Annotated in this window: 15 protein-coding genes; 8 read left to right on the top strand and 7 right to left on the bottom strand. The window is 72.9% G+C overall.

From position 1 onward, the window contains the following. Nucleotides 1-89 precede the first annotated feature (89 nt). Nucleotides 90-1130 carry an App1 family protein gene (locus ACGGAQ_RS08785; protein WP_393046062.1) on the bottom strand — a complete coding sequence of 347 codons (1041 nt, stop codon included), beginning with the start codon at nt 1128-1130 and terminating at the stop codon, nt 90-92. Between the two features lie 123 nt (nt 1131-1253). Here ACGGAQ_RS08785 and ACGGAQ_RS08780 point away from each other — a divergent pair, with 123 nt between their 5' ends. The 4 genes from ACGGAQ_RS08780 (at nt 1254) to ACGGAQ_RS08765 (ending at nt 5606) form a co-directional block, all read left to right on the top strand. After that, nucleotides 1254-2921 carry an ArnT family glycosyltransferase gene (locus ACGGAQ_RS08780; RefSeq protein WP_393046060.1) on the top strand — a complete coding sequence of 556 codons (1668 nt, stop codon included), beginning with the start codon at nt 1254-1256 and terminating at the stop codon, nt 2919-2921. 52 nt (nt 2922-2973) lie between these two features. Further along, nucleotides 2974-3771, top strand: coding sequence for a peroxide stress protein YaaA (gene yaaA, locus ACGGAQ_RS08775; RefSeq protein WP_393046058.1), 798 nt, complete (start codon nt 2974-2976; stop codon nt 3769-3771). Between the two features lie 107 nt (nt 3772-3878). Next, nucleotides 3879-4571, top strand: a complete 693-nt coding sequence (locus tag ACGGAQ_RS08770) for a hypothetical protein (protein ID WP_393046056.1) — start codon at nt 3879-3881, stop codon at nt 4569-4571. Nucleotides 4572-4643: 72 nt separating this feature from the next. Next, complete coding sequence (locus tag ACGGAQ_RS08765) at nt 4644-5606, top strand: TAXI family TRAP transporter solute-binding subunit (RefSeq protein ID WP_393046054.1); 963 nt, start codon at nt 4644-4646, stop codon at nt 5604-5606. A gap of 43 nt (nt 5607-5649) precedes the next feature. On the opposite strand, the gene ACGGAQ_RS08760 is transcribed toward ACGGAQ_RS08765, so the two are convergent. From ACGGAQ_RS08760 to ACGGAQ_RS08750, 3 genes are all read right to left on the bottom strand, one after another. Beyond that, entirely contained in the window at nt 5650-7083 is a 1434-nt protein-coding gene (locus tag ACGGAQ_RS08760) for an ATP-binding protein (protein ID WP_393046052.1), read from the bottom strand. Nucleotides 7084-7092: 9 nt separating this feature from the next. Continuing rightward, nucleotides 7093-7749 (bottom strand): response regulator transcription factor, encoded by a 657-nt coding sequence (locus tag ACGGAQ_RS08755; RefSeq protein ID WP_039907784.1) that lies wholly within the window; start codon nt 7747-7749, stop codon nt 7093-7095. 83 nt (nt 7750-7832) lie between these two features. Beyond that, the gene (locus ACGGAQ_RS08750) at nt 7833-8144 is read right to left on the bottom strand and encodes a hypothetical protein (protein WP_354862099.1); all 312 of its coding nucleotides are present in this window, start codon (nt 8142-8144) and stop codon (nt 7833-7835) included. A 126-nt stretch (nt 8145-8270) separates the two neighbouring features. On the opposite strand from ACGGAQ_RS08750, the gene ACGGAQ_RS08745 reads away from it, so the two are divergent. After that, nucleotides 8271-8609, top strand: coding sequence for a DUF952 domain-containing protein (locus ACGGAQ_RS08745; protein WP_354862097.1), 339 nt, complete (start codon nt 8271-8273; stop codon nt 8607-8609). Nucleotides 8610-8721: 112 nt separating this feature from the next. On the opposite strand, the gene ACGGAQ_RS08740 is transcribed toward ACGGAQ_RS08745, so the two are convergent. From ACGGAQ_RS08740 to ACGGAQ_RS08730, 3 genes are all read right to left on the bottom strand, one after another. Next, nucleotides 8722-10479: a CDP-glycerol glycerophosphotransferase family protein gene (locus ACGGAQ_RS08740; RefSeq protein ID WP_393046049.1), complete on the bottom strand. Its 1758-nt coding sequence runs from the start codon at nt 10477-10479 to the stop codon at nt 8722-8724. A gap of 307 nt (nt 10480-10786) precedes the next feature. Continuing rightward, on the bottom strand, nt 10787-12775 hold the full coding sequence (locus tag ACGGAQ_RS08735; protein ID WP_393046047.1) for a DUF6077 domain-containing protein: 1989 nt from the start codon (nt 12773-12775) through the stop codon (nt 10787-10789). Between the two features lie 273 nt (nt 12776-13048). Beyond that, complete coding sequence (locus ACGGAQ_RS08730) at nt 13049-13648, bottom strand: TetR/AcrR family transcriptional regulator (protein WP_393046799.1); 600 nt, start codon at nt 13646-13648, stop codon at nt 13049-13051. A 217-nt stretch (nt 13649-13865) separates the two neighbouring features. On the opposite strand from ACGGAQ_RS08730, the gene ACGGAQ_RS08725 reads away from it, so the two are divergent. The 3 genes from ACGGAQ_RS08725 to ACGGAQ_RS08715 all read left to right on the top strand — a co-directional run bounded on the left by ACGGAQ_RS08725 (nt 13866) and on the right by ACGGAQ_RS08715 (nt 17227). Next, nucleotides 13866-14762 (top strand): ABC transporter permease, encoded by an 897-nt coding sequence (locus ACGGAQ_RS08725; RefSeq protein ID WP_393046045.1) that lies wholly within the window; start codon nt 13866-13868, stop codon nt 14760-14762. A 4-nt stretch (nt 14763-14766) separates the two neighbouring features. Next, nucleotides 14767-15576 (top strand): ABC transporter ATP-binding protein, encoded by an 810-nt coding sequence (locus ACGGAQ_RS08720; protein WP_393046797.1) that lies wholly within the window; start codon nt 14767-14769, stop codon nt 15574-15576. Nucleotides 15577-15721: 145 nt separating this feature from the next. Next, a complete protein-coding gene (locus tag ACGGAQ_RS08715; RefSeq protein WP_393046043.1) occupies nt 15722-17227 on the top strand; it encodes a D-ribitol-5-phosphate cytidylyltransferase in 1506 nt (501 codons plus the stop codon). Nucleotides 17228-17254: the final 27 nt, after the last annotated feature.

The raw sequence follows: 17254 nt of genomic DNA, 5'->3' as shown, positions 1-17254 counted from the left end.
AGGCTGCCGCACCGCAGATCTTGGACAGTTTCCGTCAGCTGATGACGGAAACTGTCCAAGATTTACACGGAATCGCGGTCTGCCGGCCCTCAGACCAGGCCGGCGTCGCGGAGCAACTGCCACAGGCCGGCGCCGTCCGGGGCGGACAGCCACTTCTGCCCCACCGGCCCCGATGAGGGGCGGCCGGCCGGGGCGGGCAGGCTACCGGCCAGCACCGACTGCGTCGGGGACAGCCTGCGGATCGCCACTCCGGCGACGTTCTCCGGATGGGCGGCGGCGAACTCCCGGTAGATCTCCTGGTCGTGCTGGCCGTCGTCGCCGACCAGCAGCCAGCGCACGTCGGGGAACTCCTTGGCCAGCCGGGCCAGGGTGGAGCGCTTGTGCTCCATGCCGCTGCGGAACCAGCGGTCGGCGGTCGGACCCCAGTCGGTGAGCAGCAGCGGCCCGGCCGGGTAGAGGTGCCGGGACAGGAACCGGGTCAGCGTCGGCGCCACGTTCCACGCGCCGGTGGACAGGTAGAAGACCGGGGCGCCGGGATGCGCCGTGACCAGCCGCTCGTAGAGCACCGCCATGCCGGGCACGGCGGCGCGGGCGTGCTCGTCGAGGACGAAGGTGTTCCACGCGGCGAGCAGCGGCCGGGGCAGCGCCGTCACCATCACCGTGTCGTCGATGTCGGAGAGGATGCCGAACTTCACGTCCGGGTCGATGATGCGCACCGGCGCGTCGACCGGCTCGGCGTCCGCCACGCTGAGCCGGACGGTGCCCCACCCGGGCGGCAGGTCGGCCTCGACGAGCGTGTCGACGAAACCGCTGCGGTCGGCCTGGGCCTCACACCGCACCCCGCCGGCCTCGATCTGCACCGTGACGTGCTTGGCGGGCAGGGTGGCGAAGCTGCGCCAGCCTCGGACCTTGTCCAGCCGGCCCCGCTGGCGGGTGTCCGGACGACCCAGCAGCACCCGGCACATCACCCGCACCCAGCCCGGACGGCCGTAGCCGGTGTAGGCGACGATGTTCATCCGCCAGCCGGTGCGCCGCAGCCGACGCTCCACGAGCTGGTGCACGGCGTCCTCGATCCGCGCGGCCCGGTGCAGGTTCGGCACGGCCAGTTGGCCGGCGGGTGTGGGTGGCACGCGCCAACCCTGCCACACGTCGACGGTCACGGCCACGCGAGCCGGTCCGGACTGCGCCGAACCACCCCGACCGGCTCGTGGTCCGTGAAACACTCCGGTCGGGACGACGACGGGGGCGTGGTCGTGTCGCATCCAGAGCAGCACCGCGGGCGGTGGCGTCCGCGACTCGACCGGCCGGCGCTCGTCGCGCTGCTGTTCGGTCTGGTCGGCGTCGGGTACCGGTTGGTCCTCACGCTGTACACCGTGCCGGTGTCGAACAGCGACGAGGCGACCTTCGGGCTGGCCGCCCTGCACATCGGGCAGGGCCGGGAACGTCCCGTCTTCCTCTACGGCCAGCACTACATGGGCATGCTGGAGTCGTACCTGGCCGCGCCGCTGCTCGCCGTGGCCGGGCCGAGCTGGCCGGTGCTGCGGCTGCCGATGCTCGCCCTGTACGCGGTCTTTCTCTACCTCGTGTACCGGCTCACCCGCCGGCTCTACACGCCGTGGTTCGCCGTCCTCGTCGTCGGCCTGCTGGCGCTGGGGCCGGAGCGGGTGGTGCGCGACCAGCTGACCGTGGTCGGCGGCCGGCCGGAGGTGAAGCCGGCGGTGCTGCTGATGCTGCTGATCACGGTGGGGCTGGCCGCCGGGACGGTGCGCCACCGTCGACTCGCCGTCGCGCTGTTCGGGCTGCTGGTCGGGCTGGCCGCCTGGTCGGACTGGCTGATCCTGCCGTACCTGGCGGTGGCCGCGTTGGCCCTGCTCTGGGCGGTGCGGCGGGAACTGCTCGGCTGGTCGGGACTGCTGCTGGTGGCGGGTTTCGCGGTCGGGATCGCGCCGATGATCGTCGACAACCTGCGCGCCGGGCCGGGTGAGGACTCGCTGACGGTGTTCCGGGAGGTCAGCACGAAGGCCGGCCCGCTGCCGCCGTGGTCCGACCGGATCTCCGGCGGCCTGCTGGAGGGGGTGCCGTTGGCGCACGGGCTCTGCCCGATCGACGGTTGCGGCAGGTGGCAGCAGTGGTTTGGCGTGTTGTACCCGGTGCTGCTGGTGGCCGCCGCGGCGCTCGCGCTCCTCGCGTACCGCCGGGTCGCCGGCACGCCGCGCGAGCCGCAGGCCGCGGGGCCCGGCACGCGGGTCGCCGGCACGCCACGTGGCGCGCGGGTCGGACCGGTGGTGCAGCTCGCGCTGGTCGTCGGCGCGGCGTTGACCCTGCTGTCGTACGTCCGCAGCCCGCTCGCCGCGACGAGTCCCCTGGACAACGCCCGCTACCTGTCGGTGCTGCAACTGTCGCTGCCGGCGGTGCTGTGGCCGCTCTGGGTGGCGGCCCTGGCCTGCTGGCGGGGCACGGTGGGCGCGCTCGGCCGGCTGACCGGAGCGCTCGCCACGGCCGTGCTGGCCGCGCTGGCCGCGACGACGCTGGTGGTCACCGTGCTCTTCGCGACCACCGGCGTCGCCGCGTCGCGGACCGAGGAACGTCAGGCCCGGGAGCTGGCCGCCGCGCTGCGCGCCGACGGGCCGCACGAGGTGTACGGGGACTACTGGACCTGCAACCGGCTGATCTTCAACACCGATGAGACGGTGGTCTGCGGGGTGCTCGACGGGGACCTGTCCCCCGGGCAGAACCGCTACCGCCCGTACTGGCGGCAGGTCGGGCGGGCCGCCCGGCCGGGTTACGTGGTGGAAATCGACTCGCCGATGGACCGGCGGCTGCGCCGGCTGCTCGCCGACCGGCCCGACGCCGCACCGGTACGCGAGGTGGGCGGCTATCGCGTGTACCACCCCGACACCCCGGTGCGGCCCTGGCGGTAGCGGCGGGTCGTACGCTGGCCGGGCTGCCGCTGCACCCGCCCGAGGAGACCCGATGCTCATCCTGCTGCCGCCCTCGGAGGGGAAGGCCGACGCCGGCACCGGACGGCGGTGGACCCCCGACAAGCTCTCGCTGCCGGAGCTGAACCCCGCCCGCGAGCGGGTGCTCGACGCGCTCGTCGCGCTCTGCGCCGGGCCGGACGAGGAGGCCGCGCGGACGGCGCTCGGGCTCAGCGACGGCCAGCGCGGCGAGTTGCGCCGCAACGCCCGGCTGCGCGCGGCGGCCACCGCGCCGGCCGAGCGGCTCTACACCGGGGTGCTCTACGAGGCGCTGGAGCTGGCCACGCTGCCGTCGGCGGCGCTGCGGGCGGCCCGCCGGTCGATCCTGATCAGCTCCGGCCTGTGGGGGGCGGTACGGCTCGCCGACCGGATCCCGCCGTACCGCTGCCCGATCGGCGCCCGCCTGCCGGGCGTCGGGGCGCTGTCGGCGTACTGGCGCGGGGAATTGGCGCCGGTCCTGCCCGACGCGGCCGGTCGGGGCCCGGTGCTGGACCTGCGCTCCGGCGCGTACGCCGCCACCTGGACGCCGCGCGGCGCGCTGGCCGAGCGGACGGTGACCGTGCGGGTGCTGCACGAACGGGAGGTCGACGGTGTGCCGGTCCGCTCGGTCGTGAGCCACTTCAACAAGGCGACCAAGGGGCGGCTGGTACGCGACCTGCTGGTCGCCGGGGCCCGACCGCGCACCGCCGCGGAGCTGATCGGCACGCTGCGGGAGCTGAAGCACACAGTGGTGGAGGAACCCGCCGTCCCCGGTCGGGTCCGGCAGGTGGACCTGGTGGTCACCGACCTGTAGCGGCGCGGGAGCCGCAAATTTTCCTCAAGGCTGGGCGGGAGGCGTTCCGCAACGGCCGCGCAGGGGCCACGGTAGGGAAACCCAGACTCCGACAAAGGAGCCTTTCGTTGGCCCGCGATCCCGCCCTGCTCGACCGGCCCCGTTCGCCGGCGACGCCACCCCCGCTGGACTGGCTGACCCTGGGCGACGCGTTCGAGGCCGCCTGCCTGCTGCGCTGCACGGCCCCACCGGCCGGCGCCCGGTCGCGCGCCGCGCTGCCGTCGCACGCGCCGGGCGTCGAGTTCAACCGGGAGGATGCCGCGCAGCGGATGCGGCAGCTGCTCGCCCGCCTCGACATCCCGGTCACCCAGGAGGTGGCCGTCGGCGGCCTGCGCCGCCGCTACGAACTGCACCGGCTCTGGGTGCCGCCGGAGCACCGCAAGGCGTACGCCCGGATGGTGGATGCCGGTTGGTGGCAGGGGCGACGGGAGCTGCTGGGCGGTCCCGTGCCGGGCGCCTCGCCGGCCCGCCGCCGGTGGATGTCCCGGCTCGCGGCGGCGGCGTGGCGCTCAGCGCTGCTGGCCGGCGGGCGGCACGTGCGGCGGCACATCCTCGGTGTGCGGCTCACCGACCGGGAGTTGGCCGCCGTGCTGATCCGCAGTGCGGCAGTGCTCGACGTGCCGGCCGTGCTCCGCCCGGGCACCGGCTGTTTCCTGGTCAGCGTGGCCGACGGGCCGGACCGGGCGCGCATCCTGCGCAGCGCGTCGATGGAGCCGGCCCGCGGCGCGGTGCCCGAGCCGGCCCGCCACCCGGCCTGCTGAGCGGAGCCCGCGCCGCACCCGTCGGGGGCATTGACGGGTGCGGGCTTGCGCGCGTCCGCCGGAGCGCGCACAGTGCACCGCGTGAGTCGTACCTCGTCGGGTCGGGCCGGTTCGCGCCGCGCGGGGGCGGCGGCGCTGGTGCTGGTCGCGGCCCTGACCGCCGCCGGCTGCCGGGACGAGCGGGCCGAGCCGGTGGCGATCCGGATCGCCACCGGCAGCCCCACCGCCGTCTACTACGCGTTCGGGCAGTCCCTCGCGACCATCCTCAACCGGGAACTGCCCGGGGTACGGGCCAGCGTGGTGATCACCGCCGCCTCGGCGGAGAACGTCCGCCTGGTCGGCTCCGGAGCGGCCGAGCTGGGCTTCACCCAGGCCGACGTGCTGCCCGCCAGCCCGGCGCAGAGCCCGACGGTGGACGCGGTGGCCCGGGTGTACGACGACCAGCTGCACCTGGTCACGACCGACGGCGGGCCGGTCCGCACGATCGGCGACCTGCGCGGCCGACGGGTCTCCGTGGGCGCGCCCGGCTCCGGCACCGAGATCACCGCCACCCGGCTGCTGGAGGTGGCCCGGCTCGGTGGCGACGCGGTACGCCGGGAACGGCTCGGCCTGGACGACTCGGTGGCGGCCCTGCGCTCGGGGCGTATCGACGCGTTCTTCTTCTCCGGCGGTCTGCCGGTGCGGGGCATCGAGGAGCTGGCCGAGCGCAGCGCCACCCGGATCGTGGACCTCGGTGAGTGGACGGAGCCGCTGCGCGCCCGCTACGGCCAGGTCTACGTCTCCCGGGACATCCCCCGCTCGGTGTACGGCATGAACCCGGTGACGACTGTCGCCGACCCGAACTACCTGATCGTGCGGGCCAATCTGCCGGAGCCGCTGGTGCGGGAGGTGACCCGGCTGCTGATGGAGCGGCGGGCCGAGCTGGGCGCGGCGCATCCGGCGGCGGGACGGATGAGCCCCCGCTCGGCGATCGCCACCGCGCCGCTGCCGCTGCACCCCGGTGCCGCCGCCTGGTACCGGGCCGCCAAACCCTGACTGTCGCCGGCCGCGCCGAGGGCCCGCCGCCCTGGTCGGGCCGCTACCGGGCCGGGGCGGGCCGCAGGTCGGCGGACGTGTCCTCGTCCGCCGGCTCCCCCGCCGGCTCGGGCTCGGGCGCCGGGAACCACAGGCCGGCGACCAGCCCGCGCGGCTGGGCCGGCCGCATGGTGAGCCGCCCGTCGGAGGCGTCGACCAGCACGGCGGCGATGGTCAGGCCGAGCCCGGCGCCGTCGACGTTCTGTGCGTCCGGCGCTCGCCAGAACCGCTCGGTGGCCTGGCCGAGCTGACTCTCGGTCATCCCCGGGCCGGTGTCGCGCACATCCAGGGCCACCCCGTCGGCACGGCGGGCCACGGTCACCGTCACCGCCCCGCCGGCCCCGCTGAACTTCACCGCGTTGTCGATCAGCGCGTCCAGCGCCTGGTCGACGGCGGTCGGCACGGTCCGCGCGTACGCCGGGGCGTCGCTGGTGGCCAGCCGCAGCGCGACCGACCGGTGCCGGGCCAACGGCGCCCACGCGGCCACCCGGGACGCGGCCACGGCGGCGGCGTCCACGGTGACCCGCTCGTTCTCCTCCCGTTCGGCGCGGGCCAGGGTAAGCAGCGCGTCGAGCACCAGCGCCAACCGGTCGGTCTCCTCCAGCGCCAACCGGTGCTCGGCGCGCCCGTCCGCGTCGGTGAGGCTGGGACCCAGCTCCTCCACCCGCAGCCGCAGCGCGGTGAGCGGGTTGCGCAGTTGGTGGCTGGCGTGTGCGACGAACGCACGCTGTCGGTCCATCACGTCGGAGACCACGTCGGCCATGTGGTTGAAACTGGCCGCCAGTCGGCGCAGCTCCGGCGGGCCGAGCCGGTGCTGCACGCGCGCGCCCCGGTCGCCCTCGGCGATCTCGTGGGTGACCGCGTCCAGCTCGGTCACCGGGCGCAGCACCCAACCGGCCAGCCCGAACGCGGTGAGCACGCAGGCCAGCACGACGAGCAGGCCGGCCAGGGTGAGCAGCAGCCACCAGGTGCTCACGGCCCGGCGGATCTCGTCGGCCGGGGTCACGATCACCACCGCGCCGAGGACCTCACCGCCGTCGTTGATGGGCACCGCCACCACCACCGGCCCGGCCGACCACGGCCAGACCGACTCGGGCGCGCTGGCCTGCTGCCCGGACAGCGCGACGTCCAGCACCGTGGCAGTCCCCGTGGACTGCCAGCTCGCCGAGTCGACGACGATGCCCCGGTCCCGGTCGACGACCGCCGCGCCGATCCCGTACAGCTCGTCGTAGCTGCGCAGCTCCGCCCCGATCGGGCCGGGCTCGCCGCCGCGCAACGCCGGACCGGCCAGCGAGGCGAACCGGGTGGCGTCGGCGAGCCGGTCGGCGCGCACCCGCTCGGTCTCCCGGCTGGCCAGGGTGACGGCGAGCGGGCTCTCCAACGCGATGAGGACGAGCACCATCAGCAGCAGATAACTGATCACCAGTCGACGGCGCACGGCGGCCCCTCACGCATCGCGCAACCGGTAGCCGACCCCGCGGACGGTCTCCACCAGGCGCGCGTCGCCCAGCTTGCCGCGCAACGACCCGACGTGCACCTCGACGGTGTGCCGGTCGGCCCAGGTGGTGCCCCAGGCGTCGAGCAGGATGCGGTCGCGGGGCACCGCCACCCCCGGCTGGCGGGCCAGTGACAGCAGTACGTCGAACTCCTTGCGGGTCAGCGTGACCGCGCGCCCCGCCACCGTCACCGTTCGGGCGGCCACGTCGATGCGTACCGCCCCCGCCTCGATCAGGTGCCGCTCGGGCGCCGCGTTCGCGGCCCGGCGCAGCACCGCCTCGATCCGGGCCTGCAGCTCCACCATCGAGAACGGTTTGACCACGTAGTCGTCCGCGCCGAGGCGCAGACCGAGCACCCGGTCGCGTTCCTCACCCCGCGCGGTCACCGCGATGATGCCGAGCTGGCTGCTGCGTCGGCGCAGCTCCCGACACACGTCGGTGCCGTCCCCGTCGGGCAGGGTCAGATCGAGCAGCACCAGGTCGCAGGGGGCGGCGGAGAGCGCCGCGGCGACGGTGGCCGCGTGCTCGACCTGGTAGCCGCGGCGGGTCAGTGCGGAGGAGAGCGCGGCGGCCACCCGCCGGTCGTCCTCCACCAGCAGGATCCGCACCGTGCCCCCATCCGTCGCAGCCGTCCTGCGAATGGTGGCAGAAGCGTGCCGCGAGCGGGAGGGCCGCCTCCCGGTCGGGTCGGCTACAGACCGAAGACGTCGTCGGCGACCGCGTCGCGGACGCCGTCGGCGAAGCCCCGGAATCCGGGGTCGTCGTGCCGGGCCGGCACGCTGGTGACGTTGACCCCGCTGGCCTGGGTCACGGCGTCGACCAGGGGCGGGAAGTCGATCTCGGCGTCGTCGAAGGCGTCGTCGTCCGCCTCGGCCAGGTTGATCACATGCTGTACGTCGTCGGACGGGGTGTCCGGGTCCTCGGCCCACTCACCGCCGGCCCGGTAGCACTCGTCGTACAACCCGCGCTGGGTGTCGGTCCAGTCGTCGTCGTAGCTCGCCATCGTCCATCCCTTTCCGGCCGCTCCACCTGAGCATGCCGGGCGGCGACGGGCGTCGGCGGCGGTACGGCCGAAACGCGCACCGGCCGACGTTCTCGCAAGGCGACATCGGCGACGTAGTCTGCCCAGGTGATCTACAAGCTGTTGCCGACCGTCGAGTGGGACGACGCCCAGGCCGCCGGCGCCGTCGCCGGCTCGGCCGTGGACCGGCAGGACGGTTTCATCCACCTCTCCGCCGCGGACCAGGTGGTGGAGACGGCCCGCCGGCACTTCGCCGGCGCGACCGGCCTCACCCTGCTCGGCGTGGACGCCGACCGGCTGGGCGACGCCCTGCGCTGGGAACCGTCGCGGGGCGGGCAGCTCTTCCCGCACCTGTACGGACCGCTGCCGCTGACCGCGGTGGTGACGGCCCGGGCGTTGCCCGCCGACACACCGGTCGCCGACGCGGTAGCCGCCCTGCTCGACTGACGCCACAGTGCCACCCTGGCTCCGCTGACGCGACCGCACCACCCTGGCTCCGCTGACGCGACCGCGCCCGGTCCGACGGGTGTCGGGCCGGGCGCGGGACGTCGTACGCGGGTCAGCGGCAGAGGCGGGCGATCTCCTCGGCGAACCGGTCCATGGGGTTGGCCTCGGCCGGCCCCAGCAGGTAGGTCTTCAGGTCGCGGCGTGCCTCGATCATCGGGTCGTCGCCAGCCCGGGTGACCGCCACGATCTTCTCCAGCTCGCCACAGTCGGCGGACAGCAGGTACGCGGCCCGCGCGGTCGGGTACTCCCGGCGGAACTCGTCCTCCGGCAGGCCGGCCGGGTTGGCCACCACGTACGGCCGCTGGCTCTGCACGAAGTCGGAGACCACACTGGACACGTCGCTGATCAGCAGGTCGGTCTGGTTGAAGCAGTCGAACAGCCCCGGCGTACGGCCGGTCACCACGAGGTGCGCGGTGCCGTCCAGGGACGCGGCGTTGGGGTTGCCGCCGGCGGCCCGGATCGCCTCCACCAGCCGGTCGTGCACGGCCTTGGCCGCCTTGGACCGCGACCCGGTCAGCGGGTGCGGCTTGTAGACCAGGCGCACCCGGGGGTTGGTGGCCAGCAGGCCCTTGACGATCCGCTCACCCATCAGCACCAGCGAGGTGTGGTACGGGTCGTCGTCGAGCCAACCCTCCCAGGTGGGCGCGTAGAGCACGGTGAACGGCCGGTCCACCGACTCGGCGCCGAAGGTGTGCACCCCGGCCAGCTGCGGCCGGCCGATCTCCACGATGTCCGCGTCGAGCACGCCCACCCCGGCGCGGGCGTACCGCTCCCGGCCGGCCAAGCCGGCGACCCAGACCTCGTCGTACACCTTGCTGTAGGGGTTGACGCTGGCCTGCTTGTCGCTGTCGCCGTGCCCGACGAAGACGTGCTTCATGCCGGGCTCGCGCAGCATGTGGATGTTCGCGCCGACGTTCGCGGCGTAGAGGGCCGCGCGGACGCTGCCGAGTTCGAGGTTCATGAAGTCCACCCCGGCCGGTACGCAGATCACCGGCAGCCGGGTGTCGGCCAGCTCGTTGAACGCCTCCCGGCTGCGCATCAGCACCACCGCGCGCTGGTTCAGCGCCTCGGTCGGCGCGAGCCACATGTTGGCCTGGTAGACGTCCTTGGCCGGTCCGGCGAAGTAGAGCGCCACCTCGGGCCGGTACGTGTCGAGCCAGCGCTGCACGGCGGGCAGCAACGGGCCCTGCCCGGAGCCCCGGCCACGCAGCCAGGTCACCGCGATGATCGCGCCCACCACCGCGGTCGCCGCCACCGTCACCGTGGCGGCCACGAGGAACGGCGTCGGATCGTGCTGCACCGCGGCGGCCACCGCGGCCGGCACCAGCAGCACGTTGAGCAGGGGCATCCGCTCGCCCGCGACCGCCGCCGCCCAGGCCGGCGGCCGAGGGGCCGAGCGCAGCGGACCCAGCTCGATGTTGCGCACCAGGGCCGACAGCGGGTTACGACGGTCGATCATGGTGGAGAGCGCGCCGGCGAACACCGAGACGACCCACACCGCCGCCGGCAGGATCAGCAGGAGGCTCAGCTCGGTGCCGTCGAGGGTGACCTTCGCGGCCACCAGCAGCACGGCCGCCAGGTCCCGGGTCAACTGCCGGTACGACCAGTGCAGGCCGACCTTCTCCAGCAACAGCTGCGACGGTGGGGACCAGCGGGCGACGGCGAACTCGCCGAGCACCGCCGCCAGTCCGGCGACGGCGAACAGGCCGACCCAACCGAAGACGCCGGCGACGAGCATGACCAGGTAGGACAACACCAGCAGCGCGCTCTGCGCCGCGACGCCGATGCGTCCCGATAACGTGCCGAACAAAGGTACAGCTCCCTATGCGAGTGGTGACCGGCTGAGCGGGTGGGCCCTCGACGGCGAAGCGGAGTGGGGTGGGTGACGGCCGATGCCGGGCGAGCGCGACAACACGGAGTGCGCAGCCTCGTGCGCCGCCGGGTCGGTCCGGCCCACACACACGCCACGTTGGATGTCCAAGCTCCTGAATCTCAGTGTGCCACGCGCGTGCCGGCCCGCCTCGACCCCAGCGGACCGCTCGCGTGTGACTGCGACCTTAACGTTGTGGGACGCGCGGGCATCACCCGGGTATCGGACGCGATTGCGGGCATCTGGCTCATCCGCCGGCGCTGCTGGTGGTGCGGTAGCAGTTCATCCCGCCGGGGGACTTACGGGACGCGAACAGCTCCAGCCCCAGCCGGGGCGCGGCGTCAGCGGCGATCGTGTTGGTCTTCCACACGCAGACCGTGCCCACCCCCAGCCGGCGCATGGCCGCGTCCACCTCGTCGATCGGGACCGGCATGGCATCGGCGAACTGCGTCAACAACAGGCGGTCCAGGGAGAACTGGCTCTGCCGGCCGTAGTCGGACAGGTACAGGTCCCGGGGTAGTACCACCCGGACCTCCGTGGTGACCTGCGGAAGTGCCCGCATGATGGTCGACGGGGCGAGCACCAGACCCTCGGGGCGGTCCAGGTTCCTGATCCAGAAGGACACGTTCTTGCGGGTCTCCGGCATCCGCCAGGTCGGCTTCGACTGGACCACGTCGCCCTTCCACATCGGCTTACCCTGCGTGAAGAAGGCGACAACCAGGAGGACGGGCAGCGCGAAGGCGAGGACACGGTTCACCCGGGTCAGTCCGGGCAGGCGGATGACCGCGAGGACACCGACGAGCGCCGGCACGGGCAGAATCCAGGGCACCCGCCAGAGCACCGCCGTCAGGCCGCTCAGATCGGCACCGAGCTTCAACAGGCCGGGCACCATCAACACCGTCACCGCGAGCGCGGCGCCGGCAGCGAGCTGCTGCGGCACCCCACGACGGAGCAGGAGCGGCGACCACCACAGCGCGAGCCCTCCGATGACGCCGAGGACGCCGAGCCACAACGTCAGCTCGTAGATGGTCCGCAGCGGCACCAGCGGGTTGTACTCCGCGGCGCCCTCCGCGACTCCGCCGCGCAGCACCTGAACGAGGAAGCCGGACAGCAGCGGGTAGAGCGTGATGGCCGCGACGCAGAGCACGGCGTCCCGCACCCGTCGGGCGGCGAGCAGCACCACACCGGCCGCCGCGGCGAGCAGGGGTAGGAGGATCACCGCGGTGGTCGTGTAGCCGACGCTGGCGACGGAGAGCAGCGTCAGCAGGACCAGAGCGCGGCGCGAGCGGTGCTCCAGGAAGTCGGTGAGGTACACCCAGGCGAGCGGGATCAGGGCGTGGACGAAGACGCTCTTGCCCTGGGTCAACTTGGGCAGGTGATAGGTGTTCAGGGCATCGACGTAGTACGCGACGAGCAGGATGTAGGCCACCGCCACGCCGAACACGACAAGCGGACGCCGCGGCGCCCACCGCTGCACGAGCCGCCACAGCGCCAGGATCGCGAAGACAGCCAGCACCGGCAGCAGGAGATACCACGTCGCCGACGCGGCGTGGATGTGCAGGACACGAGCGAGCGCCCCGATGAACACCTCGAAGGACGGCAGCGGCGGGTTGGCCGAGCCACCCGGCAGGACGCCCTCGCTGAACAGGAAGTCCCGGAACGGGATGTCGTCGCGCTCGGCGACCCAGACGGACTTGCCGACGTAGAAGACGTCGTCGAGCGACACCCGGCCGATCAGCGTGGCGAAGTAGGCGGCGGCCAGGGAGACGGCGATGACCACGTATCCCTGTGCCGGAGTGGTCGTGGTCTCCCGGACGCGTGGCGCGTCGCCAGGGCCGGCCGATGAGTCGCGGCGGGGCAGGGTCAGCCAGGCGGAGACGACGGAGACCAGGCCGAGCAGCGCCGCCAGCCACCAGCTCACTGTGCCGGTGCCGAGGGCTGCGGACATCGCCGCGCCGATCGCGGCGCCGACCGGCAGGGCGTAGCGACGTAGCAGAGACGCGCGGTCGACGGCGGCGGGCGTGGTCACCGTCTCGTCGTCGGCGGGGCCCGCGAGCCGCGTGGCTGGCCGTCGGAACCTCCAGGACACGTACGCCACAACGGGCAGCAGGACGACCCAGGCGATGAAGACGACCGAGGGACGCAGGTCGAGGGCGAGGTTGACGTGGTAGAGCAGCGTCCAGATGGCGAAGCCGACCACCGCCGCGTCGGTGAACACGACCGGCGTGGCGGCCACCGCGGCGTTCAGTCGGCTGAGCAGGCCGCGATCCCGTGCGGGCCGGCGGTCGCCCTGGCCCCGAACACCCGCACCATCGGAGGTATCACTGTCGGCTAGCGCTGGTGCCACAACAGCGTCTTCGACTTTCGTCACGGGGCGTCCTTGTCGTGCGGCGGCGGATGTGAGGGCGAAAAGCGGATGTCGGCTCGGTGACGGCCGGGTGTCAAAGGGGCAGCCTAGCGGAGGAGGGTGGCCGGTCAGGTCCCCGCTGCGGGTGGTGTCACGGGCCGGTCAGCCGGAGACCGGCGTGGCCCGCGGCAGGGGTACGGCCCTGGCCGCGCCGAGTCCGGCGGCCACGGATTCGACCAGGTTGTCCAGATAGCTGTCGGTCAGCGACAGCCGGGCGATGGCGAGCCGCCAGTAGAGCGGGCCGACGATGAGGTCGACGGCGGCGTCCGGGTCGGTGTCGGCGGGCAGCTCGCCGCGCTGCACGGCGCGGGTGACCAGGCGGCCGCCGATCTCCTGCTGGCGGGCGTGCAGCACCTGACGCAGGGTCTCGTCGATGGCCGGGTTGCGGGCGGCCTCGGCCAGCAGGTCCGGGATGATCTGCGACGCCAGGGGGTGGCGCAGCGCGTGCGCCACCGCCTGGAACAGCAGCGCGAGGTCGCCGCGCAGCGTGCCGGTGTCCAGCACCGGCAGCTTGCCGTGCGCCGCGGCGGCGACGATCTCCACCACCAGGTCCAGCTTCGAACTCCACCGTCGGTAGATCGCCGTCTTGCTGACGCCGGCCCGGCGGGCCACCGCCTCGATGGAGAGCCGGCCGTAGCCGACCGCGGCGAGCTCCTGCATGAGCGCCCGCCGGATGCCCGTGGTGATCTCGTCGCGCAGCACCGCCGCGCCGGCCGGGACACGCCTCTTCTCGGTCGTCACCATGGACTCTTCTCGCAGGTCACGCCCACTACAGTAGCGCAACGACGATACGGTTGCGTCCCGACGTGTTTCGGACTACTGTCCACGCAGCGGCGAGGCGGCGCCCCGCGCACCCTTCCCACTAGGATTCCATCGTCGCGAGCAACCCGTCTGCACGAAAGATCGGAGCGCCATTTCCATGGCCACCACCGCGCTGGTCGACCCCGATACGGGCCTGACCCAGGCGCAGCTGGCCGCTCGGCACGGGCTACGGGTCGCCGGTGAGCGACCCACCCTCGCCGAGTACAGCCGCCGACTCTGGGCCTACCGGCACTTCATCGCCGCGTACGCCAACGCCAAGCTGGTCGCCTCGTACAGCAACGCCAAGCTGGGCCAGCTCTGGCAGGTGCTCACCCCGCTGACCAACGCGGCGGTCTACTACCTGATCTTCGGGGTGGTGCTGGCACAGAACGACCGGATCCCGAACTTCATCGGCTACCTGACCACCGGCCTGTTCATCTTCAACTTCACCCAGAGCGCGGTGCTGGCGGGCACCCAGTCGATCAGCGGAAATCTCGGGCTGATCCGGGCCCTGCACTTCCCTCGCGCCAGCCTGCCGCTGTCCACCACGGTGACCCAGTTCCAGCAACTGCTCGCCTCGATGGTGGTGCTGATCGGGATCGTGCTGGTCACCGGCGAGTCGATCACCTGGAAGTGGCTGGTGCTGGTGCCGGCCCTGCTGCTCCAAGCGGTGTTCAACGCCGGCGTGGTGCTGATCGTCGCCCGGTTGGGCTCCAAGGCGAGCGACCTCAAGCAGGTCATGCCGTTCCTCATGCGTACCTGGATGTACGGCTCCGGCGTCCTCTACAGCGTCAGCCTCTTCGCGCGGCTGCCCGGCTGGGCGGCGACGCTGGTCCAGTTCAACCCGCTGCTGGTCTACATCGAGCTGGCGCGTTACGCGCTGCTGGACGAGCCGCCGATGCTCAACGAGTCGCTGACCCAGCTCTGGCTGGTCGCCGCCGGGTGGGCGCTGGTGGCCGGCATCGGTGGTTACATCTACTTCTGGCGCGGCGAACAGGAGTACGGCCGTGGTTGATTCCCTGCGGGCCGCCGACGAGGCGACCGTGTCCCTGCCCGTGCTGGCGCAGGAGCGGATCCCCACCGTGGTGGTGGACGACGCACACATCATCTACCGGGTCCACCAGGGTGCCACCGGTGGCACCACTCCGGTGGCCGCGCTGCGCCGCCTCGTCAAGCGCACCAACGCGCCGAACGTCCGGGAGGTGCACGCGGTCAAGGGCGTCTCGTTCACGGCGTACCGGGGCGAGGCGATCGGGCTGATCGGCAGCAACGGGTCGGGCAAGTCCACCCTGCTGCGGGCCATCGCGGGCCTGCTCCCGGTCAACCGGGGCGCGATCCACACCCAGGGGCAGCCGTCGCTGCTCGGTGTGAACGCCGCGCTGCTCAACGACCTCTCCGGCGAGCGCAACGTCGTCCTGGGCTGCCTGGCGATGGGCATGCACCCCGACGAGGTGGCCAAGCAGGCCGCGGGCATCATCGACTTCTCCGGAATCAACGAGCGGGGCGACTTCGCCAGCCTGCCGATGCGCACGTACTCCTCCGGGATGGCGGCCCGCCTGCGGTTCTCCATCGCCGCCGCCAAGAGGCACGACGTGCTGCTCATCGACGAGGCGCTCGCCACCGGCGACAAGGGGTTCCGCAAGCGCAGCGAGCAGCGCGTCCGTGAGCTGCGCGAGGGCGCCGGCACGGTGTTCCTGGTCAGCCACCAGCTCTCGTCGGTCCGCGACACCTGCGAACGGACGATCTGGCTGGAATCGGGCGTTCTCCGGATGGACGGCCCCACCGACGAGGTCATCCGCGCATACGAGGCGTATGCGAACAGCAAGTAGAGTGCCGGCCAACCTCCGGCATCGACACGGCACCAGGACCGCGTCGCTCGCATTGGGGCGGCGCGGTCCGCGCGTTAAGGTTCATTCCGTCGCCGCTCGGGCGGAACCTTCCGTTAACGCAATTCTTGAGAGTGAGGATCCGGCAATGACGCAGGACCAGACCACTGGCCCGGACGCCGCAACGGAGACCCCCGCACCGTGGCGGCCCTCGCGGACAGTGGCCGTGGTGCTGGCCGGCGGCACCGGGACCCGGCTGGGCCTCGGCATCCCCAAGCAGCTGCTGAAGATCGCCGGTAAGCCGATCATCGAGCACACCCTGGCTGTCTTCGAGGCCGCTCCGGAGATCGACGAGATCATCGTGCTGATGGCCACCGGCCACGTCGAGGACGCCCGGCAGATCGTCGAAAAGGCCGGCCTGCGCAAGGTCACGAAGGTGATCGAGGGTGGCGACACCCGCAACGCGACCACCCGGATCGCGCTGGACGCCGTCGGCCCGGCCGACTGCAACATCCTCTTCCACGACGCGGTGCGCCCGCTGCTCAGCGGCCGGATCGTCCGCGAGTGCGTGAACGCGCTGTGGACCTACGACGCCGTCGACGTCGCCATCCCCTCCGCCGACACGATCATCCAGGTGGACGAGAACGACTGCATCACCGACATCCCGGTGCGCTCCCGGCTGCGCCGGGGACAGACCCCGCAGGCGTTCCGCTCCCCCACCATCCGCGAGGCGTACCGGATCGCCGAGGGTGACCCCGACTTCGCGGCCACCGACGACTGCGGCGTGGTGCTGCGCTACCTGCCGGGCACCCCGATCAAGGTGATCGACGGCTCGGACGAGAACATCAAGGTCACCCACCCGGTCGACGTGCACCTGGCGGACAAGCTCTTCCAGCTCGCCGCGGCGCAGGCGCCCCGGCTGACCGACCACCGCAGCTACAGCGAGGAGCTGACCGGCCGCACCATCGTGGTGTTCGGCGGCAGCTACGGCATCGGCCACGAGCTGACCGAGCTGGCCCGGCGCTACGGCGCGCAGGTCTTCCCGTTCAGCCGCTCCACCACGGGCACCCACGTGGAGCGCGCCGAGGACGTCGAGGCCGCGCTGACGACCGCCTTCGAGGCCACCGGCCGGATCGACCACGTGGTCGTCACCGCCGGGATCCTGGAGAAGGGCGCCCTGGCCGAGATGGACGAGGAGACGATGGACCGGCTGTTGCAGGTCAACTTCGTCGGCCCGGTGACCATCGCCCGCCAGGCCCTCCCGTACCTCCAGCAGACCAAGGGTCAGCTGCTGCTCTACACCTCCAGCTCGTACACCCGGGGTCGGGCCCGCTACGCGCTCTACTCGGCCACCAAGGCCGCCCTGGTCAACCTGACCCAGGCGCTCGCCGACGAGTGGGCCGACGTCGGCGTCCGCGTGAACTGCATCAACCCGGAGCGGACCGCGACCCCGATGCGGACCCGGGCGTTCGGCGAGGAGCCGGAGCACACCCTGCTCGCGGCGGAGGCCGTCGCCCAGTCGTCGCTGGACGTGCTGATCTCCGACCTGACCGGTCAGGTCATCGACGTACGCCGGGCGCCCGGTGACGGTCCGTCGGTGCCGGCCCAGTCGGCGCGGGCCGAGGCGGCGGCGGCCGTGACCTCCGCGAGCTGACGCGGGCGACGGAACTCCGACGGCGGC

It is taken from the genome of Micromonospora sp. NPDC047557 (assembly GCF_043205095.1).
GTDB lineage: Bacteria > Actinomycetota > Actinomycetes > Mycobacteriales > Micromonosporaceae > Micromonospora.
The sequence above is the reverse complement of the archived record's forward strand: the minus strand, read 5'-3'. Positions and strand labels throughout refer to the sequence as shown.

What these genes read in the sequence shown, in the direction of transcription:
- yaaA (WP_393046058.1), top strand. Translation starts at nt 2,974, where the DNA reads ATGCTCATCCTGCTGCCGCCCTCGGAGGGGAAGGCCGACGCCGGCACC.
- ACGGAQ_RS08750 (WP_354862099.1), bottom strand. Translation starts at nt 8,144, where the DNA reads ATGGCGAGCTACGACGACGACTGGACCGACACCCAGCGCGGGTTGTAC.
- ACGGAQ_RS08725 (WP_393046045.1), top strand. Translation starts at nt 13,866, where the DNA reads ATGGCCACCACCGCGCTGGTCGACCCCGATACGGGCCTGACCCAGGCG.
- ACGGAQ_RS08715 (WP_393046043.1), top strand. Translation starts at nt 15,722, where the DNA reads ATGACGCAGGACCAGACCACTGGCCCGGACGCCGCAACGGAGACCCCC.